This window comes from Sphingobium salicis subsp. salicis (assembly GCF_049472635.1).
Lineage (GTDB): Bacteria > Pseudomonadota > Alphaproteobacteria > Sphingomonadales > Sphingomonadaceae > Sphingobium > Sphingobium yanoikuyae_A.
In genome coordinates this window covers 24,206-38,688 of sequence record NZ_JAYRCS010000004.1, presented here as the reverse complement: position 1 = coordinate 38,688, position 14,483 = coordinate 24,206, and the positions used below count along the sequence as shown (strand labels likewise).

Here is a 14,483-nt window from a genome sequence, read left to right as displayed (position 1 = left end):
GGGGGCGTTTGCGGGAGGGGGCGGAATCCTACGCCAAGCTCGCCCAGATAGCCGGCGCGAGATCTTACTTGTTGCTGCCTTCTACGGTCGCGCCAGAAAGGCGACGGCTCAGTTCTATCCGGCGATGGCTACGCATTTTGAAGGTGTCTGGCCCAACGCGCCGATACTCAATGAAGCCGAGAGAACGCCAAAATCGCTCTGCCGCTTCATTCGCTTCCAGCACGGCCAACCGAATCTCTGTGGCACCTCTCGCAGCGGCCCAGCTTTCGACCGTCGAGTAAATTGAGCGTCCGACGCCACGACCACGCTGTGCGGCATCTACGATCATGAAGCCGAGATACCATGTGCCATCACGCGGATAATCGCGGAGGATGGCCGCGATTGCATATAGGCCGCCAGGCCCCTTCCATCCCAGGACAGCTTGATTGTGGGCGCTCTTTTCGGGCGGCACATCGGAGAAAAGCTCGCGAGCATCGTCCAGCGTGGGCGCGGCCCCGTCCTGCAACAGGAAATAGTCGCTGCAACGGTTGTACAGGTCTGCAACGTCTGCGGCGTCCGCTTGGGTAAGTTTGATCGGGGCTCCCGTCATCATCATCGCGTTTTGGCAGCAAGCACGCGCTGACCGTAATCCCGGAGTTCCCCGTTGGGACCGACATAGCGGTAGAGAGTGACGCGCTCGATCCCGAGTTCCTTGCAGAGGTCGGAAACGGACGTGTCGCGTTGGGCCATAGCAGCCTGAGCGAGCCGCACCTGGGCCTTGGAGAGGGCGAACTTGCGGCCACCCTTGCGTCCCCGCGCGCGGGCAGCGGCCAGGCCAGCCATGGTGCGCTCGCGGATCATATCCCGCTCAAACTCCGCCAGTGTGGCAAAAATGCCGAACACCATCCGGCCCGATGGCGTCGTGGTGTCGATCTGCGCGCCCTTGCCGGTGAGCACCCGCAGACCGATACCGCGATCCGACAGATTCTGCACCGTGCTGACCAGGTGGGTGAGCGTTCGGCCGAGCCGGTCGAGCTTCCAAACGATGAGGACATCGCCGTCGCGCAACGATTTCAGGCAGGCGGCAAGACCGGGGCGATCATCACGGCTACCGGATGCACGATCATCATAGATATTGCCTGGCTCGACACCGGCAGCGCGAAGGGCATCGTGCTGCAGGTCGAGCGACTGCGAGCCGTCGGCTTTGGACACGCGGGCGTAGCCGATCAGCATGGATCACAAACGAAGGTTTGAGGCGGTGACGAACATGAGCACATAAGATTGGGCTATTGTGTATCTTAACCAGCATCTCAATCAAGCTATCTCAAACCGTAGCTCGGAAAGAATAAGGAGCATGTATGCCGCGTCGCGTGACCCTGACCGATCGACAGCGCGAGGCGCTGCTTCACTTGCCGGTCGATCAAGGTGAGCTGCTGCGGCACTATACCCTCAGCGATGAGGATCTCGGGCATATCCGCCAGCGCCGGCGCGCCCACAATCGTTTTGGCTTCGCGCTGCAACTGTGCGTCCTGCGCTACCCGGGCCGGGTGCTCGCTCCTGGCGAGTTGATCCCGGCGCAGGTATCGGATTTCATCGCGGCCCAGCTCGGCCTGACCAGCGACGATCTACTCCTCTATGCCGCGCGCGAGGAGACCCGGCACGAGCATCTGGCGGACCTTCGCCGAAATCTACGGCTATCGCTCCTTTTCGGGGCGGGGCGCACGGGATTTGCGCGAATGGATCGCTCGGGAAGCCGAGGCGGCGACATCGAATGAGGATCTTGCCCGTCGCTTCGTTGCGGAGTGTCGCCGCACCCGCACGATCCTTCCCGGCTCCTCGACGATCGAGCGCCTTTGCGCCGATGCGCTGGTTGAGGCCGAGCGCCGGATCGAGGATCTTATCGCCCATCGCATCACGCCAACCCTGAGCGAGAATTTGGCTCACCTGTTGGAGGATACGGTGGATGGTCGCGTCACGCGCTTCGTATGGCTGCGACAGTTCGAGGTTGGCGCAAATTCAGCAGCCGCTAACCGGCTGATGGATCGACTGGAATATCTTCAAAGGTTCGATCTTCCGGCGGATTTGCTGGACGGCGTGCCGGCGCATCGTGTGACCCGGCTTCGCCGGCAGGGCGAGCGCTATTACGCCGACGGCATGCGTGATCTGCCCGAAGACAGGCGGCTTGCGATCCTCGCTGTCTGCACCCTGGAATGGCGGTCATCGCTGGCCGATGTCATCGTGGAGACCCACGATCGCATCGTAGGCCGTCTCTATCGGGCCTCCGAACGCCTTTGCAACACCAGGATCGCCGACGAAAAGGCGGCCGTTCGGGACACGCTGAAGTCCTTTGCCGAAATCGGTGGTGCTTTGCTTGGAGCGCAGGACGATGGCACGGCCCTGGACGGGATAATCGCCACCGGGCCTGGCTGGGAACGGTTCAGAACCCTTGTCGCCACGGCCTCCGCGCTGACCAACGTGCTCGCGGCCGACCCGCTCAGCCGTGTGCTGGACGGCTATCACCGTTTCCGCCTCTACGCGCCCAGGATGCTGCGCCTGCTCGACATGCAGGCGGCGCCGATCGCCACGCCTCTTCTGGCGGCCGTTGCGATGCTGCGTAACGGGATCAAGGTCGATCCGCCGGTGGATTTTCTACGTCCCAACTCGAAATGGCATCGTCATCTTCGCGCTGAGCCCAGCGGCGACCACCGGCTTTGGGAAATCGCGGTGCTGTTCCACATCCGCGACGCCTTCCGGTCCGGTGACATATGGTTGGCGGGATCGCGCCGCTATGGCGACCTCAAGCAGCTTCTGGTCCCGCCACAGGCGATAGAGCAGACCGCGCGGCTCGCCGTGCCGCTGCGACCCGGCGAATGGCTGGCCGAGCGCAGGGCTCGACTGGATACACGGCTGAAGGAGTTTGGCCGCGCGGCGCGAACCGGCACGATCCCAGGCGGCATCATCGAGAACGGCAAGCTGCACATCGACAAGCTGAGGGCCGACACGCCCGAAGGGGCCGAGGATCTCGTGCTCGATCTCTATCAACAGCTCCCGCCCGCGAGGATCACCGATCTGTTGCTGGAAGTCGATGAGCGAACCGGATTTTCCGAGGCGTTCACGCATCTGCGCACCGGCGCGCCCTGCAGCGACCGGATCGGCCTGATGAACGTGTTGCTGGCGGAAGGCGTCAATCTCGGTTTGCGCAAGATGGCGGCGGCGACCAACACGCACAGCTTCTGGGAATTGCTGCGGATCGCGCGCTGGCATGTCGAAGGCAGCGCCTATGATCGGGCGCTCGCCATGATCGTGGAGGCCCACGCCGCCCTGCCCATGGCCGCCTTCTGGGGACAAGGGCAATCGGCATCCAGCGACGGGCAGTTCTTCCTTGCTACCGAGCAGGGCGAGGCGATGAATCTGATCAACGCGAAATATGGCAACGTCCCGGGCCTCAAGGGATACAGCCATGTGTCCGATCAATATGCGCCGTTCGCAACCCAGGTGATCCCGGCAACGGTCAGCGAGGCTCCCTATATCCTGGACGGGCTGCTCATGAATGACGCGGGCCGCCGCGTTCGCCAGCATTTTGCCGACACGGGCGGCTTCACCGATCATGTGTTCGCCGCCTGCGCCTTGCTCGGCTACAGGTTCGCCCCCCGTATCCGCGATCTCCCTCAGAAAAGACTCTATGCCTTCACGCCCAACGCGACGCCGGCCAATGTGCGAGCGCTGGTCGGAGGTAAGATCAATGAACCGCTCATCGAGCGCAACTGGCCCGACATCCTGCGCATCATGGCGACGATCGCAGCGGGGATCGTCGCCCCCAGCCAGATTCTTCGCAAGCTCGCCTCTTACCCGCGCCAGAATGAGCTGGCCCTCGCATTGCGAGAGGTGGGCCGCATCGAGCGAACCCTGTTCATGATCGACTGGATTCTTGATGCCGGCCTCCAGCGCCAGGCTCAGATCGGCCTCAACAAGGGTGAGGCCCACCACGCCCTAAAGCGCGCCATCAGCTTCCACCGCCGAGGTGAAATCCGGGATCGATCCGGCGAAGGCCAGCACTATCGCATCGCCGGAATGAACCTGCTCGCCGCCATCATCATATTCTGGAACACCATGAAGCTCGGCGAGGTCGTCAATACCCGGGCCGCCAGCGGTACCCATATCGCGCCTGATCTACTCGCCCACGTCTCGCCGTTGGGATGGGAACACATCAATCTAACCGGGGAATATCGCTGGCCCAAATCCTTAGCGTAGGATTCCGCCCCCTCCCGCAAACGCCCCCAAAAGCTCGGGGCGGACCTTCGAACATCATCCGTGATGCGATCGAAGTGGCACTTGAGAAGGCCAACGAGGCTGTGCACCAGCAGCGGCGAAGCAAAATTAAGCTGGTGCGTTGATGCCTTTGCCCGTTCACCATCAAAGCGTGAACGGGCAGTTGTTTGTTCAACGCAGCGGCTTGCGTTCGTGCCGTTTCTTGCAGAAGCCGAGGAAGGCCCCGGCAGGGCTTTTGAGTTCGGGCTTGCCCATGTCGTGCCACCACGACACCCATTCGTCATAGAGCGCATACACGTCATAGCCTGGCGCGGCCGTCTTGGCGTCGTGCATGGTTTCCGGGTCGATATAGGGCGCATCGTCGCTGGCGCTGGCGACCGGATCGGGCTTGGACTTGAGGCCCGAGCGGTTGCGGAACAGGATCACGTCATCGTCCATCGTCACCGCATAGTCGGGGAAATGGCCGTGATCGGCGTCATGCTCGCAGACCTTCTTGACCAGGGCGCGGAACACCCGGAGCGGGCTGTTCGAGCCGCATTTCTTTTGCAGCAGCTCTAGGCCGATCTTCCATTCGTCCTTCACGCCGCAATGCTTGCGCGCCAGCTCATACATGCGCCGCTCGAACGGCTTGCGGAGCCGGAAATAGTCGCGGTGGAGGGTCAGGACGTTCTTGCTGATAACCGAGCGATAGACCCAATCCGACAGGGTGATTTCGAGATCGAGCATACGGCCGTCGAACGTCTTGCGGGTGATCCTGGCTTCCTCGATCAGGCCGAAAATCCGCGTTTCCTCGACGCCGCCCGTCTGAATGTTAGTCCGCACGGTCGTTCCGCGCAGGCGGGTGAGGGCGTCGGCCATCAGCCGATAGCCTTCGCCGCTGGTTTGCCGGTTGGTGGCGACGAGCATGTCATAGGCTTGCAGGCGCACGGTGCGACTAGGCTGCTCGCCCTGGTTCATCTTCGCGACGAGCTGCGAGATGCAATAGATCAAAATGTCCTTGTCGTGGATCGTCGCCAGCCCCTTGCCCGAGGGGATAATCTCGATAACGTTGCCGTTATGCTCATAGCGCCGCATCCGGTTGTCGGGCTTGGTCGAGAGCGAGAAAACCGGATGCTCCATCGAAGCCATGTCGTCCTTGGGGATGGCGTCGAGAACATCGCAGATGAACAAGTCCTGGTTGGGGTGCCGCACCGGCAGCAGCGGCGTGCGATCGTCGCCGTCCACGGCCGAAGACGGCGCGGCGATCGGCGCGTCAAACAGGGAGGGGGCGGGGTCTATCGTCATTTCACTAACGCCACAGCTACTATCGTCATTTCACATACGCAAGCGGATTATCGTCATTTCAGATTCACCCCCACGTTATCGTCATTTCGATTACGCTTGGAGGGCCAGAGCTATCGTCACAGTGGATTCACCCTATCGTCACTCTGGATTCGCCTTTTCGTCAGAGCGGATTCACCTTGAGATGAAAATACGCGATTTTATCCAATATTTTCAACATGATGAAGAGACGCCAAAAACCCGTAACACGACTCTAAACCCATATATTAACACTAGGCCGCCCTGTGGATAACTTTCAGTCGCCGCGCTTCCGGCACGGTCGAGACGAAGAAAACACCGCCTCTTGGGGCTTCGCCCCGCCGGCTCGCGGCCTTCGGCCGCCCCGGATCGCTATGCGATCCTCCCACCCGGCATCCCCATGATGAGCCGGCTTCGCCGGCACGCCTTTGTTTATTTAAGGTATGGCGCACCGTAGCGCCCCATCGCTAGCTCACCGCCTAAACTCACCGTTCCAAATGGCTTTCCAGAAAAGCCAAGCGGATAAGTGGCGCTCCGATCGGGAGGGCAGGGGAGGTGGAAACGTCCCCACAGGTGCGATTTCCGGGCCGCCCAGCCCTTTCCAGGGCGTTCGATAGTTGCGGGCGTCAGAACAACCCAAGGCGCTCTATGGACCTCCCAGGAGCGTCCGATTTTCCCGGCGCGAGATCCGCGCGCCGTTTAAACGACCTCACGCCTTGTCGAAGCGGCCGGCGAACTCGCGATCGGCATAGTATTTGAGTTTGGCGGCGACGATCGGCCGTTGCCCCGCGAGGAACAGGAGCTGCAAATCGTCGCGCAGCGTGCGGACTTCATCCGGCGTGAGCAGTGGGCGGGCGACATGTTGCGACCCGAACGATATGCCGGTTTCGTCGCTGTCGATCGCGCGGCTCATGGTCTCGAACACGACCGTCTCCTGGCCGAGCAGATCGGAAACGAGCTTGGCGCTGTCGTGATCGTTGACCCCGAATATCTGCAAGACGCCGGCGTTCGACAGGAAGGTGCCGGCGCGGCGCTCGTAGAGCGCGCGGAGCTGGTGAACGTCCTGCAGGATCGGCCAGAGCTGGATGCCGTAGCCGGCCATCAGGCCCATAGCGCGCTCCACGGGTTCGAGACGGCCCAGCGCGGCGAACTCATCGAGCAGGAACAGGACGGGGCGGGCAGGGGAAGCCGGCGCGCGGGCGAGATCGGTCAGCCCTTGGGCGAGCATCAGGCGCAGCCAGCGGGCATAGGTGGCGAGCCGATCGGGCGGCAGCACTAGGTAGACCGTCGTGGCCTGCGCTTTCACATCGGCGAACGTAAAATCCGAGCGCCCCAGCACAGCCGACATGTTAGCGTCCGCGCTCGTGGTGTAATTTCCGGTGTAGATTGAGGTGATCGCATGGGGTTGGGCATGCCCAACCCCATGCGATTTCGAACTCGGTGGCCACCGGGCTCATCGGTAAGGTGGAGTTACCACACTTCACACGCCCACCGAGGAGTTGATCCCGATGACCGACGACAGACTACCGCTTGCCGAACTGATGGCGAAGACCGGAGATGGAGATTTCCTGCGTACGATCGCCGAGAGCGTATTGCAGATCATTATGGAGGCCGATGTCGACGGCCTGGTCGGCGCTGGCCGCCATGAACGATCGGGCGAACGCACGACCTGGCGCAATGGCTACCGCGACCGCAGTCTCGATACCCGGCTCGGCACGCTCAACCTCAAGATCCCCAAGCTGCGGACCGGCGCCTACTTCCCCGGCTTCCTGGAGCCGCGCAAGACTGTTGAGAAGGCGCTGGTCGCAGTAATCCAGGAGGCGTGGATTGCCGGGGTCAGCACCCGGCGCGTCGATGAGCTGGTGCAGGCGATGGGCATGACCGGGATATCCAAGTCCTCCGTGTCAAAGCTGTGCAAAGACATCGACGAGCGCGTCCATGCCTTCCTCAAGCGCCCGCTCGCCGGTGACTGGCCCTACCTCTGGCTAGATGCCACCTACCTCAAGGTGCGCGAGGGGGGACGGATCGTCAGTGTCGCCGCGATAATCGCCGTCGCCGTCAACACTGAGGGCAAGCGCGAGATCGTCGGCCTGCACATCGGCCCTTCCGAAGCCGAGCCCTTCTGGTCGAGCTTCCTCAAGGACCTCTCCCGCCGCGGCCTGACCGGCGTGAAGCTGGTCATCTCCGATGCCCACGAGGGCCTCAAGGCAGCGATCACCCGCGTGCTCAGCGCCACCTGGCAGCGCTGCCGCGTCCACTTCATGAGGAACGCGCTCGCCTACGTGCCCAAGGGCCAAAACACGGTTGTTGCTGCTGCGATCCGCCAAGTCTTCCTCCAGCCCGATCATGCGGCCGCAACTCAGGTCTGGCGTCAGGTCGCCGATCAATTGCGCGCCAGATGGCCCAAGCTCGGCGCCTGCATGGACGATGCCGAGCACGACGTGCTCGCCTACATGACCTTCCCCGAGCAGCACCGGGTCAAGCTTCACAGCACCAACCCGCTGGAACGCCTGAACAAGGAAGTGAAGCGCCGCGCCGATGTTGTCGGCATCTTCCCGAACGAGGACAGCATCATCCGCCTCGTCGGTGCCGTCCTGCTCGAGCAGAACGATGAATACCAGCTCCAGCACCGCTACATGCAGATCGAGGGCATGGCCGCCCTTGCCACACCCATAACCGAGGAGGCCTCTGTGCATTGTAGGGACACGGATTCACGGTAGGCATCGACGTCAGGGGTAGCGAACTATTTGCGCAGGTTCTCGATGCCAAGTTCGCGCCATATCCAAGTGAAGTCGTAGGTGGCCATCGGGTCGTTCGCGTCGAGTTGGCTGCTGCTGCGGTTTTCGAGATGCTTGAGCCACCCGGCTACTCGGTGCCGGCCTGCGGCAGTTTGAACGGCTGCGCGCGGGGTGATGTCGCCGAGCATGCCGACGGGTTCATCGAGCGTCGCGCGGTACTGACGGTCGAGCATGGCATGGATGAGCGGGGTTGCAACCTCTGGCGCAATGGCGGGTGCCGGTTCGGATGATGTCAGCCCCTCGGCCCGCGCCGCCATGGCCTGTTCGACCGTCTCAATCGTGGTCAGCGGCGAGCCGACCAACCCGGCGAGCGCATCGTTGATAAGCGCGGTGCCGCGTTTCGCTCGCTCGGCCGAGGTGACGGCGAGCATCAGGGCGCGGCCTTTCAATTCGACATTGCCGAGCACCGGGGTGCCGTCCGCCATCGTCACACCCCACGCCATGCGCCCGGTGCTTTTCGCTTTTCCGTTCGGTTTCTCGCCCAGCCAGTTCCAAAAGTGCGTGGTTTCCCGCTGAAGCGCAGGGACAGTATCAAGCCGCTCGCCGACCAGCGCCTGGGTCACGCCGCGTGCGAAGGGAAAGCGCACGCGGTGGAACATCACCTCCTCGCCATCAATGTTGTGCAGCGTGGGGATGGGCGCCGGTCCCATGGTCTTGGGAACGACATCGAACAGCCATGCCGTGCTGATGAGGGCCGGAAGTGCAGCCAGATCGTCGGCGTCTAGGTTCAACGCGGTGCGCGGGCTGCGCTTGCCCTTCGAGCGCCGTAGATCGGCGACGAGCGCCTCGGCCGCCTCCATCGTGAACGACAGCACGCCGCCCGACAGGAGGTGCTTGCCTCCGACCTGCACGACGCGGGCACCGATCCTGTCCCATTGCTTCAGCGTCTGCGAGGCGCTGCGCTCGGATACTCGAAGCGGCTCGCCGCCCCGGATCAGGTCGCGCACGAGGAAGCCGCTGCCGGGCTCGACCTCGCTGACCTCGTGGAGGCTCATCACTGACGATCGAAGGGCACGCAGGTAGATTTTGGTCGGGCCGCTCTCATTCCAGCCCCGGCGCCGAATATAGTCATCGACGATGTTCCGGTCGGGTTGGATGGTGCGCGTCAGCAGATCCTCGAACGCGCATCCCCACAACACGCCGGCCCAATGATCGCCGACGATGTCCGCCAGCTCGTCCGCTTCGAAGTCGAACTCCTCCATCGCCAGCCCGAGATGATCGCCGAGCGCCTCGCCCAGATGCTCGCCCCAGGCCGGCGAGGTGGCGAACTTCATGACGCCGGACAGATCGTGACCACGCTTCATGCCTGTTCCCTCTGCTGCTGACTGAATTGCTGGCGGTGCGCGGCGACGATGCGCGAGACGGTGGGTTCACTGACGCCGTAGAGCCGCGCCATCTCGGCACCGGACTTGCGGCCGGACGTGACGGACTCGGCGATTTCGCGGCGCTGCTTGTCGCCGAGCTTGGGCCGACGCCCGCCGATCCGTCCTTCTGCGCGAGCCTGGGCAAGGCCGGCGCTGGTACGCTCGCGGATCATGGCCCGCTCGAACTCGGCGAAGCTTCCCACCATCTGCATCATCATCCGCCCTGCCGCGGTGGTGGTGTCGATCGCCTCGGTCAGTGAGCGGAAGCCCGCGCCTGCCAGCTCGATCCGCTCCATGATGTGCAGCATATCCTTTAGGCTGCGCGACAGCCGGTCAAGCTTCCAGACGACGACGACGTCTCCGTCGCGCAACTGGCCGATCATCTCCAGAAGCTTGGGTCGGTCCCACCGCCCACCGCTGGCGGTCTCCTCGAACACCCGCTTGCAGCCGGCCGCATCGAGCGCGCGCCGCTGCGCGGCGTTCGACTGGTCGTCGCCCTTCGACACGCGGGCATAACCGATCAGATAGGGTTCGCGCGTCATCTGCGTCTCTTTCACAAACGGCCGTATCTGGAGGCGGAAACAGCATGCACCAATTTCCGCAGCCTTGGGTCTTTCACAATCCTCTTTCACTAAGCCAACAAAAGGCAAGAGGTTTTTGGAGGATGAAACATGCCCGCACGTATTCCGATGACCCAGCGGCAGCGCGCCGCGTTGCTTGCTTTGCCCGACAGCGAGGCGGCGGTGGTGCGACATCATGGCCTCGATGCCGAGGACCTTGCTGCGATCGGCTTCGCACGCACTCCGGCGACCCGCTTGAGCTATGCCCTGCAACTCTGCTGCCTGCGCTATCCGGGGCGACATCTGCGCACAGGCGAGCTGTTGCCTGCAATCATGCTCGACCACATCGCCGAACAGGTCGGAGTGGATGCAGGCGTCGTCGCCGACTTCGCGCGGCGAGCGCCGACCCGCTACGATCAGCTTGCCGCCATCAAGGCGCGCTTCGGATTCACCGATCTGAGCCGGCCAGCGCGCGGCATCATGATGACTTGGCTGGAAACCGAAGCCATGGCTATCGTGGACGGGCGCATTTTGCTTGATCGATTGCTGGACGAGCTGCGCACGCGACGCATCGTCATCCCTGGCATCAGCGTCGTTGAGCGGATGGCGGCCGAGGCGATGCTTCGGACGGAAACCGATCTGGTCGCCGCGGTCGATGCTAAACTCGATGCGGATATGCGTCAGCGTCTCGATATGCTGATCGATGAGAAGGTACATGACCGGCAGAGCCGCTTGTCCTGGCTGCGCGAACCAGAGCCCCGCGTCGCGTCAGCCTCGCTTGCCGAAATCCTCGAGAAGGTCGCGATAATCCATAGGACCGGTATTTCCAGCATTCCGGTCGATCCCCTGCACGAGCCCCGCCTGACGCAGTTCGCCCGCGAAGGCGTGCGATATACAGCCCAGGCTTTCCAACAGATGCGCGTCTCCCGCAGGCGGGTCATCCTGCTTGCAACGCTGCGCGAGATGGAGGCCACGCTTACCGACGCGGCGATCGCCATGTTCAGCGCCTTGATGGGACGCGCTCACCTTCGTGCTCGCAAACGCCTGGAGCAGAGGGTCGCGATTTCGGGACGCGAAGGCCGCGATCGGCTGATGCGGATCGCCACTGTGCTGGAAACAGTTAGCCAGGCAGCACGCGCCGGCGGAGATATCGGTGCGGCCCTCAGGGATATCGTGCCTCTCGACATGCTCGATGCTGATGCCGCAATCATCCGTCGTACCGCGGCACCTCACAGGGACGATGTGCTGAGCGAGATCGCAGCCGAATACCGGACCTTCAAGCGAACAGGGCCTCTATTCCTGCAAGCGCTCGATTTCCACGGTCGGGCCGGCACCGCGGCATTGCGCGACGCGATGGCGATCCTGTCGAATCTTGATGGCGACTGGCGCAAGCCCCTCCCTGCCGACGTTCCGCTCGGTCATGTCGAGCGGCGCTGGCACCGCCATGTCGTGGTCGCCGGCAAGATCGACCGGACGCACTGGGAGATGGCGACTTACGGCGCGCTCACCAATGCACTGGCCTCGGGTGATATCTGGGTGCCGAGGTCAAGGCTGCACAGGTCGCTGGACGTGCTGCTCGCGCCGTTATCCGGCGCAGCGCTGCAACCGCCGTTCTCGCTCGGTAATCCACACGCATGGCTCGATCAGCGCGCCGCGCAGCTCGACAGCGCCTTGCGCGACGTCGCCCACAATCTGGCCGGACGCGATGCTGCCCTGTTCGCTGGCGAGCGATTGCGATTTCCCAAGGAACTGAAGGACGATGATGCCAGGCACGACGAAGGACGGCGCCTGACGCTTGCCTGCTACGACATGCTGCCTGCCACGCGTATCACCGACGTGTTGTCGCAAGTCGAACGCTGGACCGGCTTCACCCGGCACTTCGGGCACGTCTCGACCGGGTTGCCGCCTGGCGATGAGCAGGCCTTCCTCGCCACTCTGATTGCCGAAGCGACCAATCTTGGGCTGTCGCGCATGGCCGAGGTATGCGGCGCAGGGTCACGCCGCGCGCTGCTGCGCATGCAGACATGGCACATGCGCGAGGAAACCTTTCGGGCGGCGCTCGCCTGTCTGACCGACGCCATCCACGCCGAGCCGATCGCCGCCTGGTTTGGGCAAGGACACCGGGCTTCCGCGGATGGCCAGGCCTTCTACCTGGGCGGGCCGGGCGAAGCCGGCGGAGCGGTCAACGCCCATTATGGTCGCGACCCAGTGGTCAAGATCTACACCACCATCACCGACCGCTACGCGCCGCTGCACCAGACGGTGATCGCCGGCACGGCAGGAGAAGCCATCCATGCGCTCGATGGGCTCCTCGGCCATGACAGCAACGCCGATCTGACCGCGCTGCACGTCGATGGAGGCGGCGTTTCCGACATCGTATTCGCGACGATGCATCTCCTCGGGCTCGATTTCGAGCCGCGCATTCCTCGCCTGTCCGACCGGCGCCTCTACGCTTTCGAACCCTCGAAGCGCTATGGCAGGCTTGCGCCACTGTTCGGTCACAGGCTCAACCGGGACCTGATCGTCAGCCACTGGCCCGATATTGAACGTGTCATTGGCGCGATCCGTCACCGCACCGTCACGCCATCGTTGATCCTGAAGAAGCTGTCCGCCTACCGCCAGCAGAACAGCCTCGCTGCGGCGCTGCGGGAGATCGGGCGGATCGAGCGCACGCTGTTCACGCTCCGCTGGTTCGAGGATCCGGCTCTGCGCCGTACCGTCACTGCCGAGTTGAACAAGGGCGAGGCCCGCAACAGCCTTGCCCGGGCGGTCGCCTTCCATCGGCTCGGCCGTTTTCGCGACCGTGGCCTGGAGAACCAGCAGACCCGAGCGGCCGCGCTCAACCTCGTCACCGCAGCGATTATCCTGTTCAACTGTCGCTATCTGGGGCGCGCCGTCGACGAAATGCGTCGTCGAGGAAGCCCCATCGATCCAGCTATGCTGTCCCGGCTCTCGCCGTTGGGTTGGGATCGCATCAATCTCACCGGCGATTATGTCTGGTCCGATCACCTCGATCTCGACGCCAACGGCCTCATGCCGCTGCTCATCAAACCGCTACCGTGAATCCGTGTCCTGATAATGCACAGGGGCCGAGGAGGTTCAGCCGCTACAGATTACACCCAAGGCCGCCTGAAAATGCAGCCCGATGGCCAGCACCGAAATTACACCACATTGACGGACGTGACCGCCGACATCCGGGGGCTATCGAGAAAATGGGTATGGCGCTGCGCGGCCGACAGCACGCCTGCGCCCTCGCGATCGGACTTGCCCAGGTGGCGGTTGGCGGCGCGCGCGGCGAGGCCGCCTTGGGCCTGCATCGATTCCAGCGTCGCGGCGAAGGCTCGCGGCGCTAGGGTGAGCCGGTCGCGCAGCGTGGCGAGGGTGCGCGTCGCCGGCGGCTCGCTCGTGACGATCGACAGGATGATGCCAGCGATCAGCGCCTTGGCTTCCTCGTTCCAATGCGCCTCGCCGGCCTCGCCGGGAGCGTCATAGACCAGCGCGTCGGCCAGCGTCATGGCCTCGTCGGCGAGATCGAGGCTGTTCGGGTCGATGCGGTCGAGCGGGTTGAACGCGGCGCTGGCGATGCCCGTCACCCCGAACGGATCGAGGACATGGACCGGGCCGAAGTTGCCGCGATGGCGGGCGGTGATGCGGGCATTTTCGCCCTTGGGGTCGATGCAGACGACCGGGCCGGCATAGTCGAGCAGATTGGGGATGATCGTGCCCACGCCCTTGCCGGTGCGCGTCGGCGCGATCGTCAGCAGATGGGCTGGACCGGCATAGCGCAGCGGCCTGCCCGTCTTGCGATCGCGGCCGATCAGCAGGCCGCTATCACCGGCATAGGCGCGGTTTTCGGCGTCGGTGGCGAAGCGGGCCGAGCCGTGGGTGTCGTCGGCGGCAGGGCCGCCATAAGCAAGGATCAGGGGCTGGAAGAGCGCGCGCAGGCCAATGAGGATGACGACGATCACCGTCAGCATCATGATGATTTGATAGAGGTTGGAATCATGCGGGAGGCCGAACAGTTTGCCCAGGATGAGCGGCATCCCAAGGCCCAGCACGATGCCGGCGGCCAGAAACAGGATCAGGACGGCGAACAGATGGCGGATCAGCCGGATTGGGCTGACCACCAGCGCGGTGATCGCCCATATGGGATTCTGGCGCGCGATGCGGGACAGGTTGCGGATCGCGCGGCCGAGCTGGCGGAACCACTCCAT

At 63.5% G+C, this 14,483-nt stretch carries 8 protein-coding genes and 2 pseudogenes; 3 read left to right on the top strand and 7 right to left on the bottom strand.

Annotated features, from left to right (window positions below; all coding sequences use genetic code 11):
• Positions 1-64: 64 nt before the first annotated feature.
• Positions 65-595, bottom strand: coding sequence for a GNAT family N-acetyltransferase (locus VHN57_RS27475; protein ID WP_007686150.1), 531 nt, complete (start codon positions 593-595; stop codon positions 65-67).
• Positions 592-1,212: a recombinase family protein gene (locus VHN57_RS27470; protein WP_008832583.1), complete on the bottom strand. Its 621-nt coding sequence runs from the start codon at positions 1,210-1,212 to the stop codon at positions 592-594. Before VHN57_RS27470 ends, VHN57_RS27475 begins: the two co-directional genes overlap by 4 nt.
• A gap of 125 nt (positions 1,213-1,337) precedes the next feature.
• On the opposite strand from VHN57_RS27470, the pseudogene VHN57_RS27465 reads away from it, so the two are divergent.
• Positions 1,338-4,230 (top strand): annotated as a pseudogene (locus tag VHN57_RS27465) (Tn3 family transposase).
• A 189-nt stretch (positions 4,231-4,419) separates the two neighbouring features.
• On the opposite strand, the gene VHN57_RS27460 reads toward VHN57_RS27465, so the two are convergent.
• Complete coding sequence (locus tag VHN57_RS27460; RefSeq protein WP_273692335.1) at positions 4,420-5,532, bottom strand: replication initiator protein A; 1,113 nt, start codon at positions 5,530-5,532, stop codon at positions 4,420-4,422.
• Positions 5,533-6,256: 724 nt separating this feature from the next.
• Positions 6,257-6,943: a type IV secretory system conjugative DNA transfer family protein gene (locus VHN57_RS27455; protein WP_423286602.1), complete on the bottom strand. Its 687-nt coding sequence runs from the start codon at positions 6,941-6,943 to the stop codon at positions 6,257-6,259.
• A 112-nt stretch (positions 6,944-7,055) separates the two neighbouring features.
• On the opposite strand from VHN57_RS27455, the gene VHN57_RS27450 reads away from it, so the two are divergent.
• Positions 7,056-8,267, top strand: coding sequence for an IS256 family transposase (locus VHN57_RS27450; protein WP_423286600.1), 1,212 nt, complete (start codon positions 7,056-7,058; stop codon positions 8,265-8,267).
• A gap of 23 nt (positions 8,268-8,290) precedes the next feature.
• On the opposite strand, the gene VHN57_RS27445 is transcribed toward VHN57_RS27450, so the two are convergent.
• Positions 8,291-9,619, bottom strand: coding sequence for a hypothetical protein (locus VHN57_RS27445; RefSeq protein WP_020817906.1), 1,329 nt, complete (start codon positions 9,617-9,619; stop codon positions 8,291-8,293).
• Between the two features lie 26 nt (positions 9,620-9,645).
• The gene (locus VHN57_RS27440) at positions 9,646-10,251 is read right to left on the bottom strand and encodes a recombinase family protein (protein ID WP_026109404.1); all 606 of its coding nucleotides are present in this window, start codon (positions 10,249-10,251) and stop codon (positions 9,646-9,648) included.
• A 129-nt stretch (positions 10,252-10,380) separates the two neighbouring features.
• Between VHN57_RS27440 and VHN57_RS27435 the strand changes: the two genes are divergently transcribed.
• Positions 10,381-13,332 (top strand): Tn3 family transposase, encoded by a 2,952-nt coding sequence (locus VHN57_RS27435; RefSeq protein WP_228168062.1) that lies wholly within the window; start codon positions 10,381-10,383, stop codon positions 13,330-13,332.
• A gap of 119 nt (positions 13,333-13,451) precedes the next feature.
• On the opposite strand, the pseudogene VHN57_RS27430 reads toward VHN57_RS27435, so the two are convergent.
• Positions 13,452-14,483: pseudogene (locus VHN57_RS27430) on the bottom strand (type IV secretory system conjugative DNA transfer family protein); the annotation flags it as partial.

Excerpts from the sequence above, each read along its gene's own strand:
- VHN57_RS27475 (WP_007686150.1), bottom strand. The coding sequence starts at position 595 with ATGATGATGACGGGAGCCCCGATCAAACTTACCCAAGCGGACGCCGCA.
- VHN57_RS27470 (WP_008832583.1), bottom strand. The coding sequence starts at position 1,212 with ATGCTGATCGGCTACGCCCGCGTGTCCAAAGCCGACGGCTCGCAGTCG.
- VHN57_RS27460 (WP_273692335.1), bottom strand. The coding sequence starts at position 5,532 with ATGACGATAGACCCCGCCCCCTCCCTGTTTGACGCGCCGATCGCCGCG.
- VHN57_RS27450 (WP_423286600.1), top strand. The coding sequence starts at position 7,056 with ATGACCGACGACAGACTACCGCTTGCCGAACTGATGGCGAAGACCGGA.
- VHN57_RS27445 (WP_020817906.1), bottom strand. The coding sequence starts at position 9,619 with ATGAAGTTCGCCACCTCGCCGGCCTGGGGCGAGCATCTGGGCGAGGCG.
- VHN57_RS27440 (WP_026109404.1), bottom strand. The coding sequence starts at position 10,251 with ATGACGCGCGAACCCTATCTGATCGGTTATGCCCGCGTGTCGAAGGGC.
- VHN57_RS27435 (WP_228168062.1), top strand. The coding sequence starts at position 10,381 with ATGCCCGCACGTATTCCGATGACCCAGCGGCAGCGCGCCGCGTTGCTT.